Origin of the sequence: Enterococcus sp. 4G2_DIV0659, from assembly GCF_002140715.2 — a bacterium.
Taxonomy (GTDB): domain Bacteria; phylum Bacillota; class Bacilli; order Lactobacillales; family Enterococcaceae; genus Enterococcus_L; species Enterococcus_L mansonii.
The window spans coordinates 721,002-735,100 of the sequence record NZ_NGLE02000001.1 but is presented as its reverse complement, the minus strand read 5'-3'; the positions used below and the strand labels follow the sequence as shown (position 1 = coordinate 735,100).

The window sequence follows — 14,099 nt, the reverse complement described above, 5'->3', positions numbered from 1 at the left end:
GATATTTTCCCTTCTTCTCATCTAAAATGTTTACAATTACCAAGCTATAGTGTACTATTTAAAGGTATGCATAACATAAATTCATGTATAAAATTAAGTTATTCGGAGGGAAACAAATGTCTGCGAAATGGGAAAAAAAAGGCACCAATGATGGTGTGTTAACTTTTTCAGTTGATCAAACTCTAATTGAAAAAGGCTTGAAACAAGCATTCGATAAAGTTAAAAAAAATCTTAACGTACCAGGATTCCGTAAAGGAAAAGTATCACGTCAAGTATTTAACCGTATGTACGGCGAAGAAGCATTGTACGAAGATGCGTTGAACGCAGTTTTACCAGAAGTTTATGAAGCAGCTGTAAAAGAAGCTGGAATCGATCCAGTATCTCAACCTAAAATTGATGTTGAAAGCATGAATAAAGGTGAAGATTGGGTAGTAACTGCTGAAGTGACTGTAAAACCTGAAGTTAAATTAGGCGAATACAAAAACTTAACAGTTGAAAAACAAGACCGTGAAGTAACAGACGCGGACGTTGATGCACGCATCCAACGTGAATTAGAATCACAAGCTGAATTAGTAATCAAAGAAGACGAAGCTGCTGTTGAAGGCGATACAGTCGTAATCGACTTTGAAGGATTCAAAGACGGAGAAGCTTTTGAAGGTGGAAAAGGCGAGAACTATTCTCTTGAATTAGGTTCTAACTCATTTATCCCTGGGTTTGAAGACCAATTAGTTGGTAAAAAAGCTGGAGAAGATGTTGAAGTAAAAGTAACCTTCCCAGAAGATTACCAAGCAGAAGACTTAGCTGGTAAAGAAGCTGTTTTCCAAGTGAAAGTTCACGAAGTAAAAGCAAAAGAATTACCAACATTAGATGATGAATTTGCAAAAGACGTTGATGATTCAGTAGAATCATTAGACGAATTAAAAGAAAAATATCGCAAAGAATTAACAGAATCTAAAGAAGCTGCTGCAACAGAAGCAAAAGACGAAGCAGCTATCCGTCAAGCAGTTGACAATGCTGAAATCGTTGACCTTCCACATGTAATGGTACATGATGAAGTTCACCGTTCAATGGATGAATTCTTAAACAACATGCAACGTCAAGGAATTGCTCCAGATATGTACTATCAATTAACTGGAACAACTGAAGCTGACTTACACAAACAATTTGAAGCAGAAGCAGAAGTTCGTACGAAAACAAATCTTGTAATCGAAGCGATTGCTAAAGCTGAAGATATCGAAGTATCTCAAGAAGATATGGACAACGAAATCAAAGAATTGTCTGAACAATACAATATGCCTATCGATCAAGTAAAACGTGTCTTAACAGAAGATATGTTGAAACATGATATTCGTATGAAGAGAGCAGTAGAAGTGATTACTGAAACTGCAACTGAAAAATAAAACTAATTTAAAAGACATTCCTGAGTGATCGGGAATGTCTTTTTTTTAATTAAAGCAAGGAGCGAATATGGTAAAATCAAGTAGTAGCTATCGTTTTGTCTAGCCATTTAATCAATTCTTGATAAACTCGAAGACCTTCATTTTTAGTAATATCACCGTCAAAATCATGAGGGAGTCCTTTCACTTCTTCATATACGCTGTTAGTCAGTTTAGTAATGGCCGTTTGCGAGATTTCAACTGGAACATCTTGATCCGCTGAGCTATGTGCTAAAAAGGCAGGTGGTAATTCACTTAATTCTTTATCTGTCAGACTAAATGTTTCTTTTTCATTTGGCGTATTGACTAAATAACTCAACCAGTTGCCAAATTGGCGGCCGGACAGATATAGTGAGAAACGTTCATTAATAGAAACTTCTGCAATCGGCTTAGAGCGAATCAATTCTTGAGCAACCATAGGAGCTATCTTTGGAAATTGATTGTAATAACTGTTAGGTTGACCAAAGCTTGGATTAGTTAAATCGTAATACCCATAAAAACTAATCAGTCCTTTTTGTTCTGGAAAATGATAACGAGCAGATGTTAAATAAGTAAGAAAACCGCCGGCAGAACGTCCAAATAAGAAATAATCAGGAGTTTTCAAGCCTAAAGTCATTTGATAATTTTGTAAGAACCAGTCAATTGCCTCTTTTAAATAAGCGTAGATTGTAGGCAATTTGACCTCTGGTGCTAATGGATAATCAATGGTCAATACGTTATACCCATGTTCTACTAAAAGCTGGCAATAAGATTCAGGTAAATCATCACGATTTCCATAAAGTAAGCCACCACCGTGAAAATAAAGCAATGTAGCTTTCGTAGAAGAAACAGTAGGATCAGAATAAAAAGTCATTAATAAATCTAAATCGTTCAATTGGCTATAACAAAAAGTTTGTCTTATCACGAAAAGTCCTCCTTATTTATAAAAGCTGAATGAGCACGTTTAACAACGATAGAAAAATAGGAAAATTAGAAGATGGTGAACTTAGCCATACTACAATTTTATCTTTTTTCCGAGTTGTTGGCTCAAGAAGCTAGATAGATAAAAGCTGAATGAGCACATTTAACAACGACAGAAAAATAGGAAAATTAGAAGTTGGCGAACTTAGCCATACTGCAATTTTATCTTTTTTCCGAGTTGTTGGCTCAAGAAGCTAGATAGATAAAAGCTGAATGAGCACGTTTAACAACGATAGAAAAATAGGAAAATTAGAAGATGGTGAACTTAGCCATACTGCAATTTTATCTTTTTTCCGAAATATTTGCCTGTTAAATTTGATAATTTCACTAACTTATTTCTATTTTAACCCAAATACCCCTAGTCTTTATGTTTAATGCGCACAAAGATGGGAGTTAATTTGTGAAATGTGGATAGTGTGTGAAAACGGGCAACCGCTTACAATGATTATGATAACAAAAGAGGGAGATGTATCAAATGGATTTAAAAAAAGTTTTGCAAGAAAACATTGATCAAATATCTAGTATTGGTAATGACCCAACAGGTGGGATGACACGTTTATTGTATTCTGATTCTTGGTTAGAAGCACAAAAAACAGTAAAAGAAAAATTAGAAGCGATTGGCATGTCGGCTACATTTGATGAAATCGGTAACCTCTTTGGCAGAGTGGAAGGTACAGAACATCCAGAAGAGACAATTTTATCTGGTTCTCACATCGATACGGTTGTTAATGGTGGTAACTTAGATGGTCAATTTGGTGTAATTGCAGCTTATGTGGCTATTCAATATTTACTAGAAACACATGGCAAACCGAAACGTTCATTGGAAGTTATTTCAATGGCTGAAGAAGAAGGTAGCCGTTTCCCAACTGTTTTCTGGGGAAGTAAAAACTTTGTCGGCGAAGCGAAAAAAGAAGACGTTATTGAAATCGCGGATTTTAAAGGATTGAAATTTGTCGATGAAATGAGACGTCATGGCTTTGATTTTAGAGATGAAAGCAAATCTGCTAGAGATGATATTAAAGCGTTTGTAGAAATTCACATCGAGCAAGGAACTGTCCTTGAAAAAGAACAATTACAAATTGGTGTTGTAAATAATATCGCTGGACAAAGACGTTATACGATTGTCTTAAAAGGTGAAGCGAACCATGCAGGAACGACTCCAATGGGCTATCGTAAAGATGCAGTTTATGGTTTTGCAAAAATTTGTTCACAAGCAATCGATCGTGCACTAGAAGTTGGTGATCCATTAGTATTGACCTTTGGTAAAGTTGAACCTAAGCCAAACACTGTAAATGTAGTTCCTGGAGAAGTACTATTCACAGTGGATTGTCGTCATACAGATAGCGCAGAGTTGCATAAATTCACAAAAGAAATTGAGCAACTAATGAGAGACATTGCAGCTGAACATGAATTAGAAATTGATATTGATTTATGGATGGATGAAGCGCCAGTACCAATGAGTGAAGAAATTGTAACAGCTGTTGAAACCGCTGCAAAAGCTGAAGGAATGAAATATAAAGTTATGCATAGTGGTGCTGGACACGATTCTCAAATTATCGCACCGCACTTCCCAACAGCAATGATTTTTGTACCAAGTATTAATGGGATTAGTCATAATCCTGCAGAAGCAACAGATATCGATGATTTAGTCAACGGAGTTAAAGTTTTAGCTAGCGCATTATACGAATTAGCTTATAAATAAAAGAAAGTAGGAGAAATAAAAATGGGTTATAAAAATAATCAAACAGGTTACCTTGATGGATTATTATCTTCTAGAGCTGTCATTAAAAAAAATAATTATGCATTGATTCCTCATGATGGATTAGTAAATAATGTCATTCCAGGTTTTGAAAATTGTGATTGTTCCATTTTAGGTTCTAAACAATTAGGAGCAAACTTTGTTGATTACATTATTACAATGCATAAAGATGGTAAAAATGAACGTGGTTTTGGTGGAGAAGGGATTGAAACAATTGTCTACGTCATTGATGGTGCGCTGAAAGTTAGTGATGGCAAAGAAACGCACGAGTTGACCAAAGGCGGTTATGTCTATCTGCCTGCCAGCACGCTAATGTATTTAGAAAATGGCCAAGATGAAGATACAGAAATCTTCTTATACAAAAAACGTTATCAACCATTAGAAGGCTATGAAGCACATAAAGTAGTCGGCAATGTAAATGATATGGAACCAATTGAATATGAAGGCATGAAAGATGTTCTTTTATGGGACTTTTTACCGAAAGATTTAGGTTTTGATATGAACTTCCATATTCTTTCATTTGAACCAGGAGCAAGCCATGGATATATTGAAACACATTATCAAGAACATGGTGCGTACTTACTTTCTGGACAAGGCATGTATAACTTAGATAATGAGTGGATGCCAGTTGAAAAAGGCGATTACATCTTTATGAGTTCATATGTCCAACAAGCAGCCTATGCTGTTGGTCGTGACGAGCCGCTAATGTACGTTTATTCAAAAGATTGCAACCGTGACCCAGAAATTTAATTTAAATGAAGAGGAAGTTTAAGAATGAATGAAACTGTTGTAGTGAAACCAGAAGAATTGCATGACTTAATCGAAAAAAAATTAACAACTGCTGGTTTAAAACCAGAGCATGCAGATGAAGTGGCGACACATTTGGTATTTGCAGATGCATGCGGTATACACTCGCACGGAGCTGTTAGAGTAGAGTATTATGCAGAACAAATCGCTAAAGGCGGCGTGACCCTGGATCCAAAAATTGAGTTTGAAGAGACAGGACCAAGTTCAGGAATTGTTCATGGTAAAAATGGTGCAGGTCAATTTGTCGCTGACAAAGGGCTTGACTATGCAATCGATATGGCGAAAAAATCAGGTGTGGCCGTTGTAGGGATTTCTAAAATCAGTCATAGTGGCGCATTATCATATTATGTGAAAAAAGCAGCCCAAAATGATTTGGTTGCTATCGCAATGTGTCAATCTGATCCGATGGTAGTTCCATTTGGTGGAAAAGAAAATTATTTTGGAACAAATCCGATTGCTTTTGCAGCGCCAAGAAAAGGACACGAACCGGTTGTTTTTGATATGGCAACGACTGTACAAGCATGGGGGAAAGTCCTAGATGCTCGTTCTAAAAATATGGACATTCCTGATACTTGGGCCGTTGATAAGGATGGTAAACCTACAACCAATCCTCATAAAGTTAATGGATTATTACCGATTGCAGGACCAAAAGGTTATGGCTTGATGATGATGGTGGATATTTTATCTGGCATGCTTTTAGGCTTACCATTTGGTAAACATGTTTCATCTATGTATGATGATATAACAAAAGGGCGAGACGTTGGTCAAATGTATATTTTAATCGATCCAAATCGTTTCACTAACTTAGATATGTTCAAAGAATCAGTAGATGGCATGGTGGAAGAGCTGCACGCAATTCCAGCAGCAGATGGATTTAAACAAGTGTATTACCCAGGAGAAATCAATCAAATCAATTATGAAAAATCAATGACGGATGGGATCGACATTGTTAAAGATATTTATGATTACTTAAAGAGTGATACGCTTCATTTTGATCGATATGAAAATACCAATGCTTTCGGTGAAAAGAAATAATTATTGAATCAAACCAAACGGGATAAAAATGAACGAATCTTGAAAAGCACAAGATAAAGTGAAATAGAAGGTTGTTAATATACGTTATCTAGTTATGCGGGCTAACTTCAATTAAAAGTAGAAACTGAGTGAGCCCGCTTCGCTTTTAAATTAAGGAGGTGCTCTAAAATGAGAGTAAAAAAAGCAGAGCTACATCAACTGATTAAAAATAAAATACAAAAGGCTGGTTTGTTACCAGAGCATGCAGAAATTGTTAGTGATGTGTTAACTTTTGCAGATGCAAGAGGGATTCATTCCCACGGTGCGATGCGTGTAGAATATTATTCTGAAAGAATTGCTAAAGGTGGCATCACCAATGAGCCACATTTTTCTTTTGAACAAACGGCACCAAGTTGCGGTATGTTTGAAGGGGATAATGGTTCTGGGTTTGTTGGAGCTAAGTTAGCGATGGACCATGCGATTGAAATGGCAAAGAAAAATGGTGTAGCTGTTGTTGGTGTGCGCAATATATCTCATAGTGGAGCACTTGCTTATTATGTAGAAATGGCAGCAAAACAAGATATGGTCGCACTTTCTGTTTGCCAATCTGATCCGATGGTTGTGCCATTTGGTGGAAGTGAGCCGTATTTTGGTACAAACCCAATTGCTTTTGCAGCACCAAGTAACGATGATCGCGTGATTACATTTGATATGGCTACAACGGTTCAGGCTTGGGGAAAAATTCTTCATGCTCGTTCTAAGAAAGAATCAATTCCAGATACGTGGGCGGTAGATGAACAAGGCAATCCAACGACAGATTCAACAGCAGTCAATGCTCTGTTGCCGATTGCAGGACCAAAAGGATACGGTTTAATGATGATGGTGGATGTTTTATCTGGTATTTTATTAGGCGTGCCATTTGGAAAGCATGTCTCTTCTATGTATCATGATCTATCAAAAGGACGTGAGTTAGGTCAGCTTCATATTGTAATCAATCCAGAGTTCTTTATTGGGATAGATACATTCAAAAAAAATATTTCAACGATGTTGGATGAATTAAAAGAGATTAGTCCTAGCCCTGGATTCACAGAAGTTAACTATCCAGGAGAGCGTGGACGAGCACGTGAGAAAAGTTATGAAGAAAACGGGATTGAAATCGTAGATGACATTTACGAATATTTAATCAGTGACGATATTCATTATGATCGTTACGATCATAAAAATAAGTTTGCAGAATAAATTATTTAGCTAAACAGGCTAGTTACTTGTAAAAAAGAGAAGTATGGACTATTTTCAAATTAGAATAAGCGAGCCCTACAATTTTAAACAAATGGAGGAATTTCAATGCTGCACACAATTATCAAAGCAAATAGCTATCAAGATTCTATCGTCTTGATGTTATTGACGAACAAATTAAATACAATCGATGGTGTTCACAATGTTTCTGTAATGATGGGAACACCTGCCAATAAAGATATCTTTAAAACAGGTGGACTATACACAGATGAATTAGAAAAAGCTTCATCTAACGATATGGTGATTGTTTTAGATATTGAAGATGATTCATTAATCGATCAAGTTTTAGCAGAAATCGATGTATTTTTAGAGGAACAAACGAAAGGCGGCGGCGATGGATCTGGTGAAGAAGTCGTAAAAACCTGGGATAAAGCATTCGAACTTGGTAAAGATGCTGGTGTAGTTGTTTTCTCTATTCCTGGTACACATGCAGCACTTGAAATTGAAAAAGCTTTAGATGAAGGCAAACATGTTTTTTGTTTCAGCGATAACGTCGCTATTGAAGATGAAAAACGTCTAAAAGAAAAAGCACATGATGCAGGACTTTTATTAATGGGTCCTGACTGCGGAACAGGAATCATTAATGGTATCCCTGTTGCCTTTACAAATGCTGTTCGTAAAGGCAAAATTGGTGTTGTAGGTGCTTCTGGAACAGGTATTCAAGAAGTGACTACGATCATCCACAAATTAGGTGGAGGCGTAACAAACGCAATTGGTACAGGCGGACGTGATTTAAAAGCTGAAATTGGTGGAATTACGTTAAAAGATAGCATTATGACATTAGAAAAAGATCCTAACACAGAAGTGGTTGTTGTTATCTCAAAACCACCTGCACCAGAAGTTCGTGATGAAGTATTAAACTTATTGAGAAGTATTTCAAAACCAGCTGTAACTATCTTCTTAGGTGAAAAACCGACTGCTCATGAAGAAAATCTTTATCGTGCGTATACATTAGAAGAAGCGGCTCAAATAGCTGTTCAACTATTGAATAAAGAAGACGTTAAAGCTGTGAAAGAATCGTTAGCTGTACCAGCACATTCTTTAAAACCAGAACAAAAATTTGTTAAAGGATTATATTCTGGTGGAACACTGGCGTATGAAGCAGCAATGTTGATTAAAGAAGGATTGGCTTTAACTGGGGATGAACATGCTCCAGAAGGCTTTATCTTAAAAAATGATGGACATGAAATCATTGATTTAGGTGATGATGTTTATACACAAGGAAAACCTCACCCAATGATCGATCCAACGAAACGTAAAGAAATGTTGGAAGAAGCAGGCAAAGATCCTGAAACAGCAATCATTCTTTTAGATGTTGTATTAGGATATGGTTCACATGCAAACATGGCTCAAGAGCTTGCACCAACAATTAAAGAAATCAAAGCCCAAGCAGCTTCTGATGGTAGAGAGTTATTTGTGATTGGTACAATTGTAGGGACAGATGAAGATCCTCAAAATATTCATGAACAAGAAGCAATTATGAAAGATGCTGGTGTAATTCTTTGCGATAGTAATGCGCAAGCAGTTCGATTAGCTTTAGCTATTTTAGATCATCCACTGACTCAAACAGATAAAGCAATCAATCCACAAGAATCATTAACACCTGTTGCAATCGAACCAACAGAAGCGATGTTGGCATTGTTAACAAATCAAGGCTTTATCAATGTGGGCTTACGTAGTTTCTCTGAAGCAATTATTAATCATGGCGGCAAGGTCGTTCAATACGACTGGCAACCAGTTGCAGGTGGAAATATTACCTTGCAAAAAGCATTACAGTTCTTAAATAAAGTGGAATTAGGTAAATAAGGGGGATTATCAAAATGTCATACAAAACTATCGATGAAGCAAATCAGGCAGTAGCCGCAAAAATTGTTGCTGGTTCTCCTTTCTTATTAGACGTAGTTTCAGCAAAATCAGTCATTAAAGAATTAAATGAAGGAAAAGTTCTACTTCATGCAGGACCGCCAATCACTTATGATAAAATGGTTGATCCAATTCAAGGGGCTTGTGTAGGTGCAGCCTTATTTGAAGAATGGTGTGAAACCGAAGAAGAAGCAAGAAAAATGCTAGAATCAGGCGAAGTAAAATTAATCCCATGTCATCATGTGAATGCGGTAGGACCAATGGGCGGAATCACTTCGGCGAATATGGCTGTTTTAGTCGTTGAAAATAAAACAGACGGCAATCGCGCTTTCTGTACGATGAACGAAGGGATTGGTGCAGTATTACGTTTTGGTGCGTATTCTGATGAAGTAATCACTCGTTTAAGATGGATGAGAGACACGTTAGCACCTGTTTTAAGTGCAGCATTGAAAACCAAAGAAGACGGCTTAAACATCAATGTATTAGTTGCTAAAGCAATTGCCATGGGAGATGAATTCCACCAACGTAATATTGCAGCATCTCTTGCGTTCTTAAAAGAAATGGCGCCAATCATTGTTGGATTAACGGAAATCGATCAAACAAAACGTGAAGAAGTTGTTCAATTCTTAGCGGATACAGATCAATTCTTCTTAAACGTCATGATGGCTTCAGCAAAAGCCGTAATGGATGGAGCAAGACAAATCCAAGAAGGTACGATCGTCACAGCAATGTGCAGAAATGGTCATGAATTTGGTATTCGTATCGCTGGAATGGGCGACGAATGGTTTACAGGTCCAGTGAACACACCTCAAGGATTATACTTCTCAGGATTTAGTGAAACAGATGCTGCTCCTGATATGGGAGATAGCGCGATCACAGAAACATTTGGTGTCGGTGGTATGGCGATGATCGCAGCACCAGCTGTTACTCGTTTCGTTGGTTCAGGTGGCTTCTATGATGCGTTGAATACAAGTAATGAAATGACAGAAATTTGTATTGATACGAACCCTAATTTCCCAGTTCCAACTTGGGACTTTAAAGGAATTTGTTTGGGAATCGATGCTAGAAAAGTTGTTGAAACAGGTATTCTTCCTGTAATCAATACAGGAATTGCAAATAAAAAAGCTGGCTTAGGTCAAATTGGTGCAGGAACAGTAACACCACCAATTGATTGCTTTGAAAAAGCGGTTTTAGCTTATGCGAAAAAATTAGGTTTTACAGAATAAAAGGTGAAGAGATTGTTTGTTAATGCTCGTTTTTTGGATCAACATTTGTTAACTAAGTCCTTTGAAAAGGGCCGATGGTACGTCCATAGCAAATATAAAAATAGTTTCAATATACAAAGTGAAGGCAAACAAGAGTTAGTGGTCGTTACGACCACTAACTATCCTTTTATGCCAAATGGAATCTATGTAGAGACTGTTGATTTTTCAAAATTTCTATCAACAATTGACATTGGTGAAGCGATTGACTGGGAGCAAGATTGTTTGCATTTTTCTAAAAATCATTTATTACTGACACATGGTCAATCCTACTCTTCAGTAATCGAACGAGCTGGAAACATGTTGAATGAAAATAAAACAAGGCTATTTGCTTATTCAAACACCTTGCTAAAGACGACCGGTAATCAGCAGACCGTCGCTCAATTTTTGGAAAATATCACCCCTTTTAGCGAAGCACTTCAAAAACTATGTTTTAAAGATCAATCACAAGAAAGTGAAGGAATTGATTTTTTATTAGGTAGGGGCTTGGGGTTAACTCCTTCTGGGGATGATATGATTGTTGGACATCTTGCAGCAAGGCTTTTATTGGATGAAGAGCATCCTGAATTAAATCAGTTATTACTTACTGAACTGTTAGCAGAAAATTCCGTAACAACAGATATCAGCAAGCATTATTTGCTGTGCGCATTATCAAAGCGTTTTAGTGAACCAGTGATTCATTTATTAGATGTATTAACAAACAGTAGCAGTCAGGAACAAATAGAAAAAGCTGTTGAATCAATCATTGCAGTAGGTCACACATCAGGTGTTGATTTATTAGCTGGATTTTTAACAACAGTCAAATTTTTGGATCGTAAATGAAGGAGGATTTTTATGGCAAATCGTGTCGTAATCGCATTGGGAGGCAATGCAATTTTAAAACCAAACCAAGAAGCAACACTTGAGGTGCAATTAGATAACGTCAAAGTTAGTGCAGAGTTAGTAGCAAAAATTGAAGAACTAAATTATGAAATCGTTTTGACACACGGAAATGGACCCCAAGTAGGAAACATTTTAAGACAAAACGAAGAAGCAAAGGACGTAGTTCCTCCGTTTCCTCTAGATGTTTGTAATGCAGAATCACAAGGTTTTATCGGATATATGTTGGAACAAAGTTTGAAAAATTCTTTAGAAACAAAAGGATTGACTAGCAATGTCATTACGTTATTAACTCAAACGGAAGTTTCAGCAGACGATGAAGCATTTGATCAACCAAACAAACCAATCGGCATTTTTTATTCAGAAGAAGAAGCAAAACAAATGGAACAAGAGAAAAACTGGGTAATGATGGAAGATGCAGGACGTGGGTATCGTCGCGTTGTTCCATCTCCACAGCCTAAAGCTATTCACGGTGTAGATGCGATTGTTAATTTATTGAATCAAAACACAATTGTCATCGCGGGAGGCGGCGGTGGAATCCCTGTTGTACGTAGCGAAGATGGTTTATTAAGAGGAATCGAAGCGGTTATCGATAAAGACCGTACAGGTAAAAAATTAGCAGAACAAATCGATGCAAGTGTCTTTATGATGTTGACAGACGTAAGCAATGTATACATCAATTATGGAAAAGAGAATCAAGAAAAACTAGAAACGATTTCTGTCAAACAAGCACAGCAATACATGGATGAAGGTCATTTTGCTGACGGTAGTATGGGACCGAAGATGGAAGCCGCGATTGCCTTTGCAGCACAAGGCAAAACAGCGATTATCTGTTCTTTAGAAGAAGCGGACCAAGCGCTATTGGGTAGAGCGGGAACAAGAATTACAGGTTAAAATGACTAATATTTATAAAAATAAGTGCACTAAACAAAACCGATTTTTAGTTTTGTCTAGTGCACTTATTTTTTATTGATGTTGATTGGATCGTTCTGATAGTTCTAAAGCTAAACGTAAATTCAAGCTGTTTGTAGGATCTTGTATATTTTTTCCCAGTAGCTTAGCGCAATGGTCAATTCTATATTTTATCGTATTGCGATGTAAATACATTTCCTTTGCTGTTTTTGAAATTTCACATTGAAAACTTAAATAACATTGTAACGTTTTCCTTAATTCAATGAATGAATCTTCAACTGGATAAGCCAATTCTTTTAGCGTTGTTTCGCAGAAATAATGGATGTCTTCAAGATTCATTTTTTCGAACAAACTTTTCATGCCTTTTGGATGGTAGCGGTGAATTAAGGGAACAGCTGTCATTGTCAATGTCTCTTCATAAGCTGTTTTGGCTTCAATAAAGGAGTTGGCGATTTGTTCGGCTGTCTCATATAGATTTCCTACAGAAAAGGTTAATGTAATCGGAAGTTTTTCAGATAACTCACAAGAAATTTCGGTTAAAATCTTATCTAAATCCTCCACTCTACTTTGAATTAAAATAGCTAAGTGATTTGTATTTTTTACTTTAAAGATACTGGTATGCTTAATCCTAAGAGGTAATGTTTCTTGTAACCATTGAAAGGCGACATCACTTTCCTCTTGCTGATATTTTATTTTCGTTGCAGTAGCAGTTGTTTGGCTGCATACAGCATAGGCAACTTGATATTGTGTACTTTTCTTTAGACCATAGTTTGCGCCTAGATCAAGCCAGTCACGCTTTGATTGATGAGGCGTTTGTTGATATTCAATCAATTGGGCTAAAAAATCACTTTTAAGAAAATCTAGAGACTCTTGGATTTTTTGGTTCTTATAAAGCATAAAAGATAAAACTAAACAGGCTTGTTCTACTGCAAATTCAGACATTGGATACGGAACTTGTTCTGGATTTAAAATCAGTAAATAATGCGGGAAATAGCTGTTTACAATAACTGAAAAACCAGCAATTTGTAATGGTGCTTGGTTTAAATCTTTGATCATAAATGATGAATGACTATCTTCATTCCAATGATCATATTTATTAATTAATTGTTCCACATAATATTCGGCAGGTTTAGATGTCTGAGTAAAATGCTTTGAATGGGCAATTACTTTTCGATAAGGACTTAATAAGATGACAGGCGTATTAATCATTTTACCAAAATCAGCAACAAAACGAGCAATACTTACATCATGAATCAATAAATCAGAAAAACGCTTTTGAATGTCTAACGCATAACTTAATTGCTCGGTCTTTGTATCCCATAAATAATTCAGTAATTGATGCAATAAAGCGCCTAGTGGTTGAGTACTAGGAACTTGAACCACTGGAAAATCAATTTTGTTAGCATAAGCAACAACTTCTGGGTCAATCGATTCGATGAAACGCCCAACTTTTATAGCGATTCCTGCAGCTTCTTGTTCTTTTAAAGAATCAATCAAGGGGATTAGGTCCTTTTGATTATCTTTATAAACCATAGCAGTTGTGAGAAGGAAAATTTTCTTAGGAATAAAATCTGCTACATCAGGTGTTTCAGAAATTTCGATGCTTTCAACAAGTATATTTGCTTTAGTAGGATTTGTTAACAATTTTAAATCGGAAAATCTTGGAATTTTTAATAAATCTTCTAATGTAGTCAAATAGATATCCTCCTAAATTTAAAATCTAGCGGGCTTAAATAGCCTTTACAGAATTTTTTTACGGTCAATGTGTATGTTTTTTCGAAAGAAAAGCTCGTGGAAATAGCTAGTGACAACGCTCCAGAGTATTTTTTACTCGTACGGTATATCGTAGAAGAACCGAGCATCAATTTAGAACATTGTCATTTTTCTTATTTATATCTCTATTCTAAATGA

Annotated in this window: 11 protein-coding genes; 9 read left to right on the top strand and 2 right to left on the bottom strand. The window is 36.4% G+C overall.

The genetic code is table 11. From position 1 onward, the window contains the following. The first annotated feature begins 116 nt into the window (after positions 1 to 116). Complete coding sequence (tig, locus tag A5880_RS03435; protein WP_086331813.1) at positions 117 to 1,400, top strand: trigger factor; 1,284 nt, start codon at positions 117 to 119, stop codon at positions 1,398 to 1,400. Between the two features lie 76 nt (positions 1,401 to 1,476). Here the strand turns inward: tig and A5880_RS03430 are convergent, their stop codons facing one another. Beyond that, positions 1,477 to 2,340, bottom strand: coding sequence for an alpha/beta hydrolase (locus A5880_RS03430; RefSeq protein ID WP_086331812.1), 864 nt, complete (start codon positions 2,338 to 2,340; stop codon positions 1,477 to 1,479). A gap of 531 nt (positions 2,341 to 2,871) precedes the next feature. Here A5880_RS03430 and allC point away from each other — a divergent pair. The 8 genes from allC to arcC all read left to right on the top strand — a co-directional run bounded on the left by allC (position 2,872) and on the right by arcC (position 12,170). Next, the gene (gene allC / locus A5880_RS03425; protein ID WP_086331811.1) at positions 2,872 to 4,098 is read left to right on the top strand and encodes an allantoate deiminase; all 1,227 of its coding nucleotides are present in this window, start codon (positions 2,872 to 2,874) and stop codon (positions 4,096 to 4,098) included. Positions 4,099 to 4,119: 21 nt separating this feature from the next. After that, positions 4,120 to 4,905 (top strand): (S)-ureidoglycine aminohydrolase, encoded by a 786-nt coding sequence (gene allE / locus A5880_RS03420; RefSeq protein ID WP_086331810.1) that lies wholly within the window; start codon positions 4,120 to 4,122, stop codon positions 4,903 to 4,905. 24 nt (positions 4,906 to 4,929) lie between these two features. Further along, the gene (allD, locus tag A5880_RS03415) at positions 4,930 to 5,997 is read left to right on the top strand and encodes an ureidoglycolate dehydrogenase (RefSeq protein ID WP_086331809.1); all 1,068 of its coding nucleotides are present in this window, start codon (positions 4,930 to 4,932) and stop codon (positions 5,995 to 5,997) included. A gap of 168 nt (positions 5,998 to 6,165) precedes the next feature. Next, positions 6,166 to 7,215 (top strand): ureidoglycolate dehydrogenase, encoded by a 1,050-nt coding sequence (gene allD, locus A5880_RS03410; protein ID WP_086331808.1) that lies wholly within the window; start codon positions 6,166 to 6,168, stop codon positions 7,213 to 7,215. 105 nt (positions 7,216 to 7,320) lie between these two features. After that, positions 7,321 to 9,078, top strand: coding sequence for an acyl-CoA synthetase FdrA (gene fdrA / locus A5880_RS03405; RefSeq protein ID WP_086331807.1), 1,758 nt, complete (start codon positions 7,321 to 7,323; stop codon positions 9,076 to 9,078). A gap of 14 nt (positions 9,079 to 9,092) precedes the next feature. Then, the gene (locus tag A5880_RS03400) at positions 9,093 to 10,361 is read left to right on the top strand and encodes a YlbE family protein (RefSeq protein ID WP_086331806.1); all 1,269 of its coding nucleotides are present in this window, start codon (positions 9,093 to 9,095) and stop codon (positions 10,359 to 10,361) included. Positions 10,362 to 10,364: 3 nt separating this feature from the next. After that, positions 10,365 to 11,219 (top strand): oxamate carbamoyltransferase subunit AllH family protein, encoded by an 855-nt coding sequence (locus A5880_RS03395; protein WP_256924849.1) that lies wholly within the window; start codon positions 10,365 to 10,367, stop codon positions 11,217 to 11,219. 12 nt (positions 11,220 to 11,231) lie between these two features. Beyond that, positions 11,232 to 12,170, top strand: coding sequence for a carbamate kinase (gene arcC, locus A5880_RS03390; protein ID WP_086331804.1), 939 nt, complete (start codon positions 11,232 to 11,234; stop codon positions 12,168 to 12,170). A gap of 72 nt (positions 12,171 to 12,242) precedes the next feature. On the opposite strand, the gene A5880_RS03385 is transcribed toward arcC, so the two are convergent. After that, complete coding sequence (locus tag A5880_RS03385; protein WP_086331803.1) at positions 12,243 to 13,883, bottom strand: PucR family transcriptional regulator; 1,641 nt, start codon at positions 13,881 to 13,883, stop codon at positions 12,243 to 12,245. Between the last annotated feature and the right edge of the window lie 216 nt (positions 13,884 to 14,099).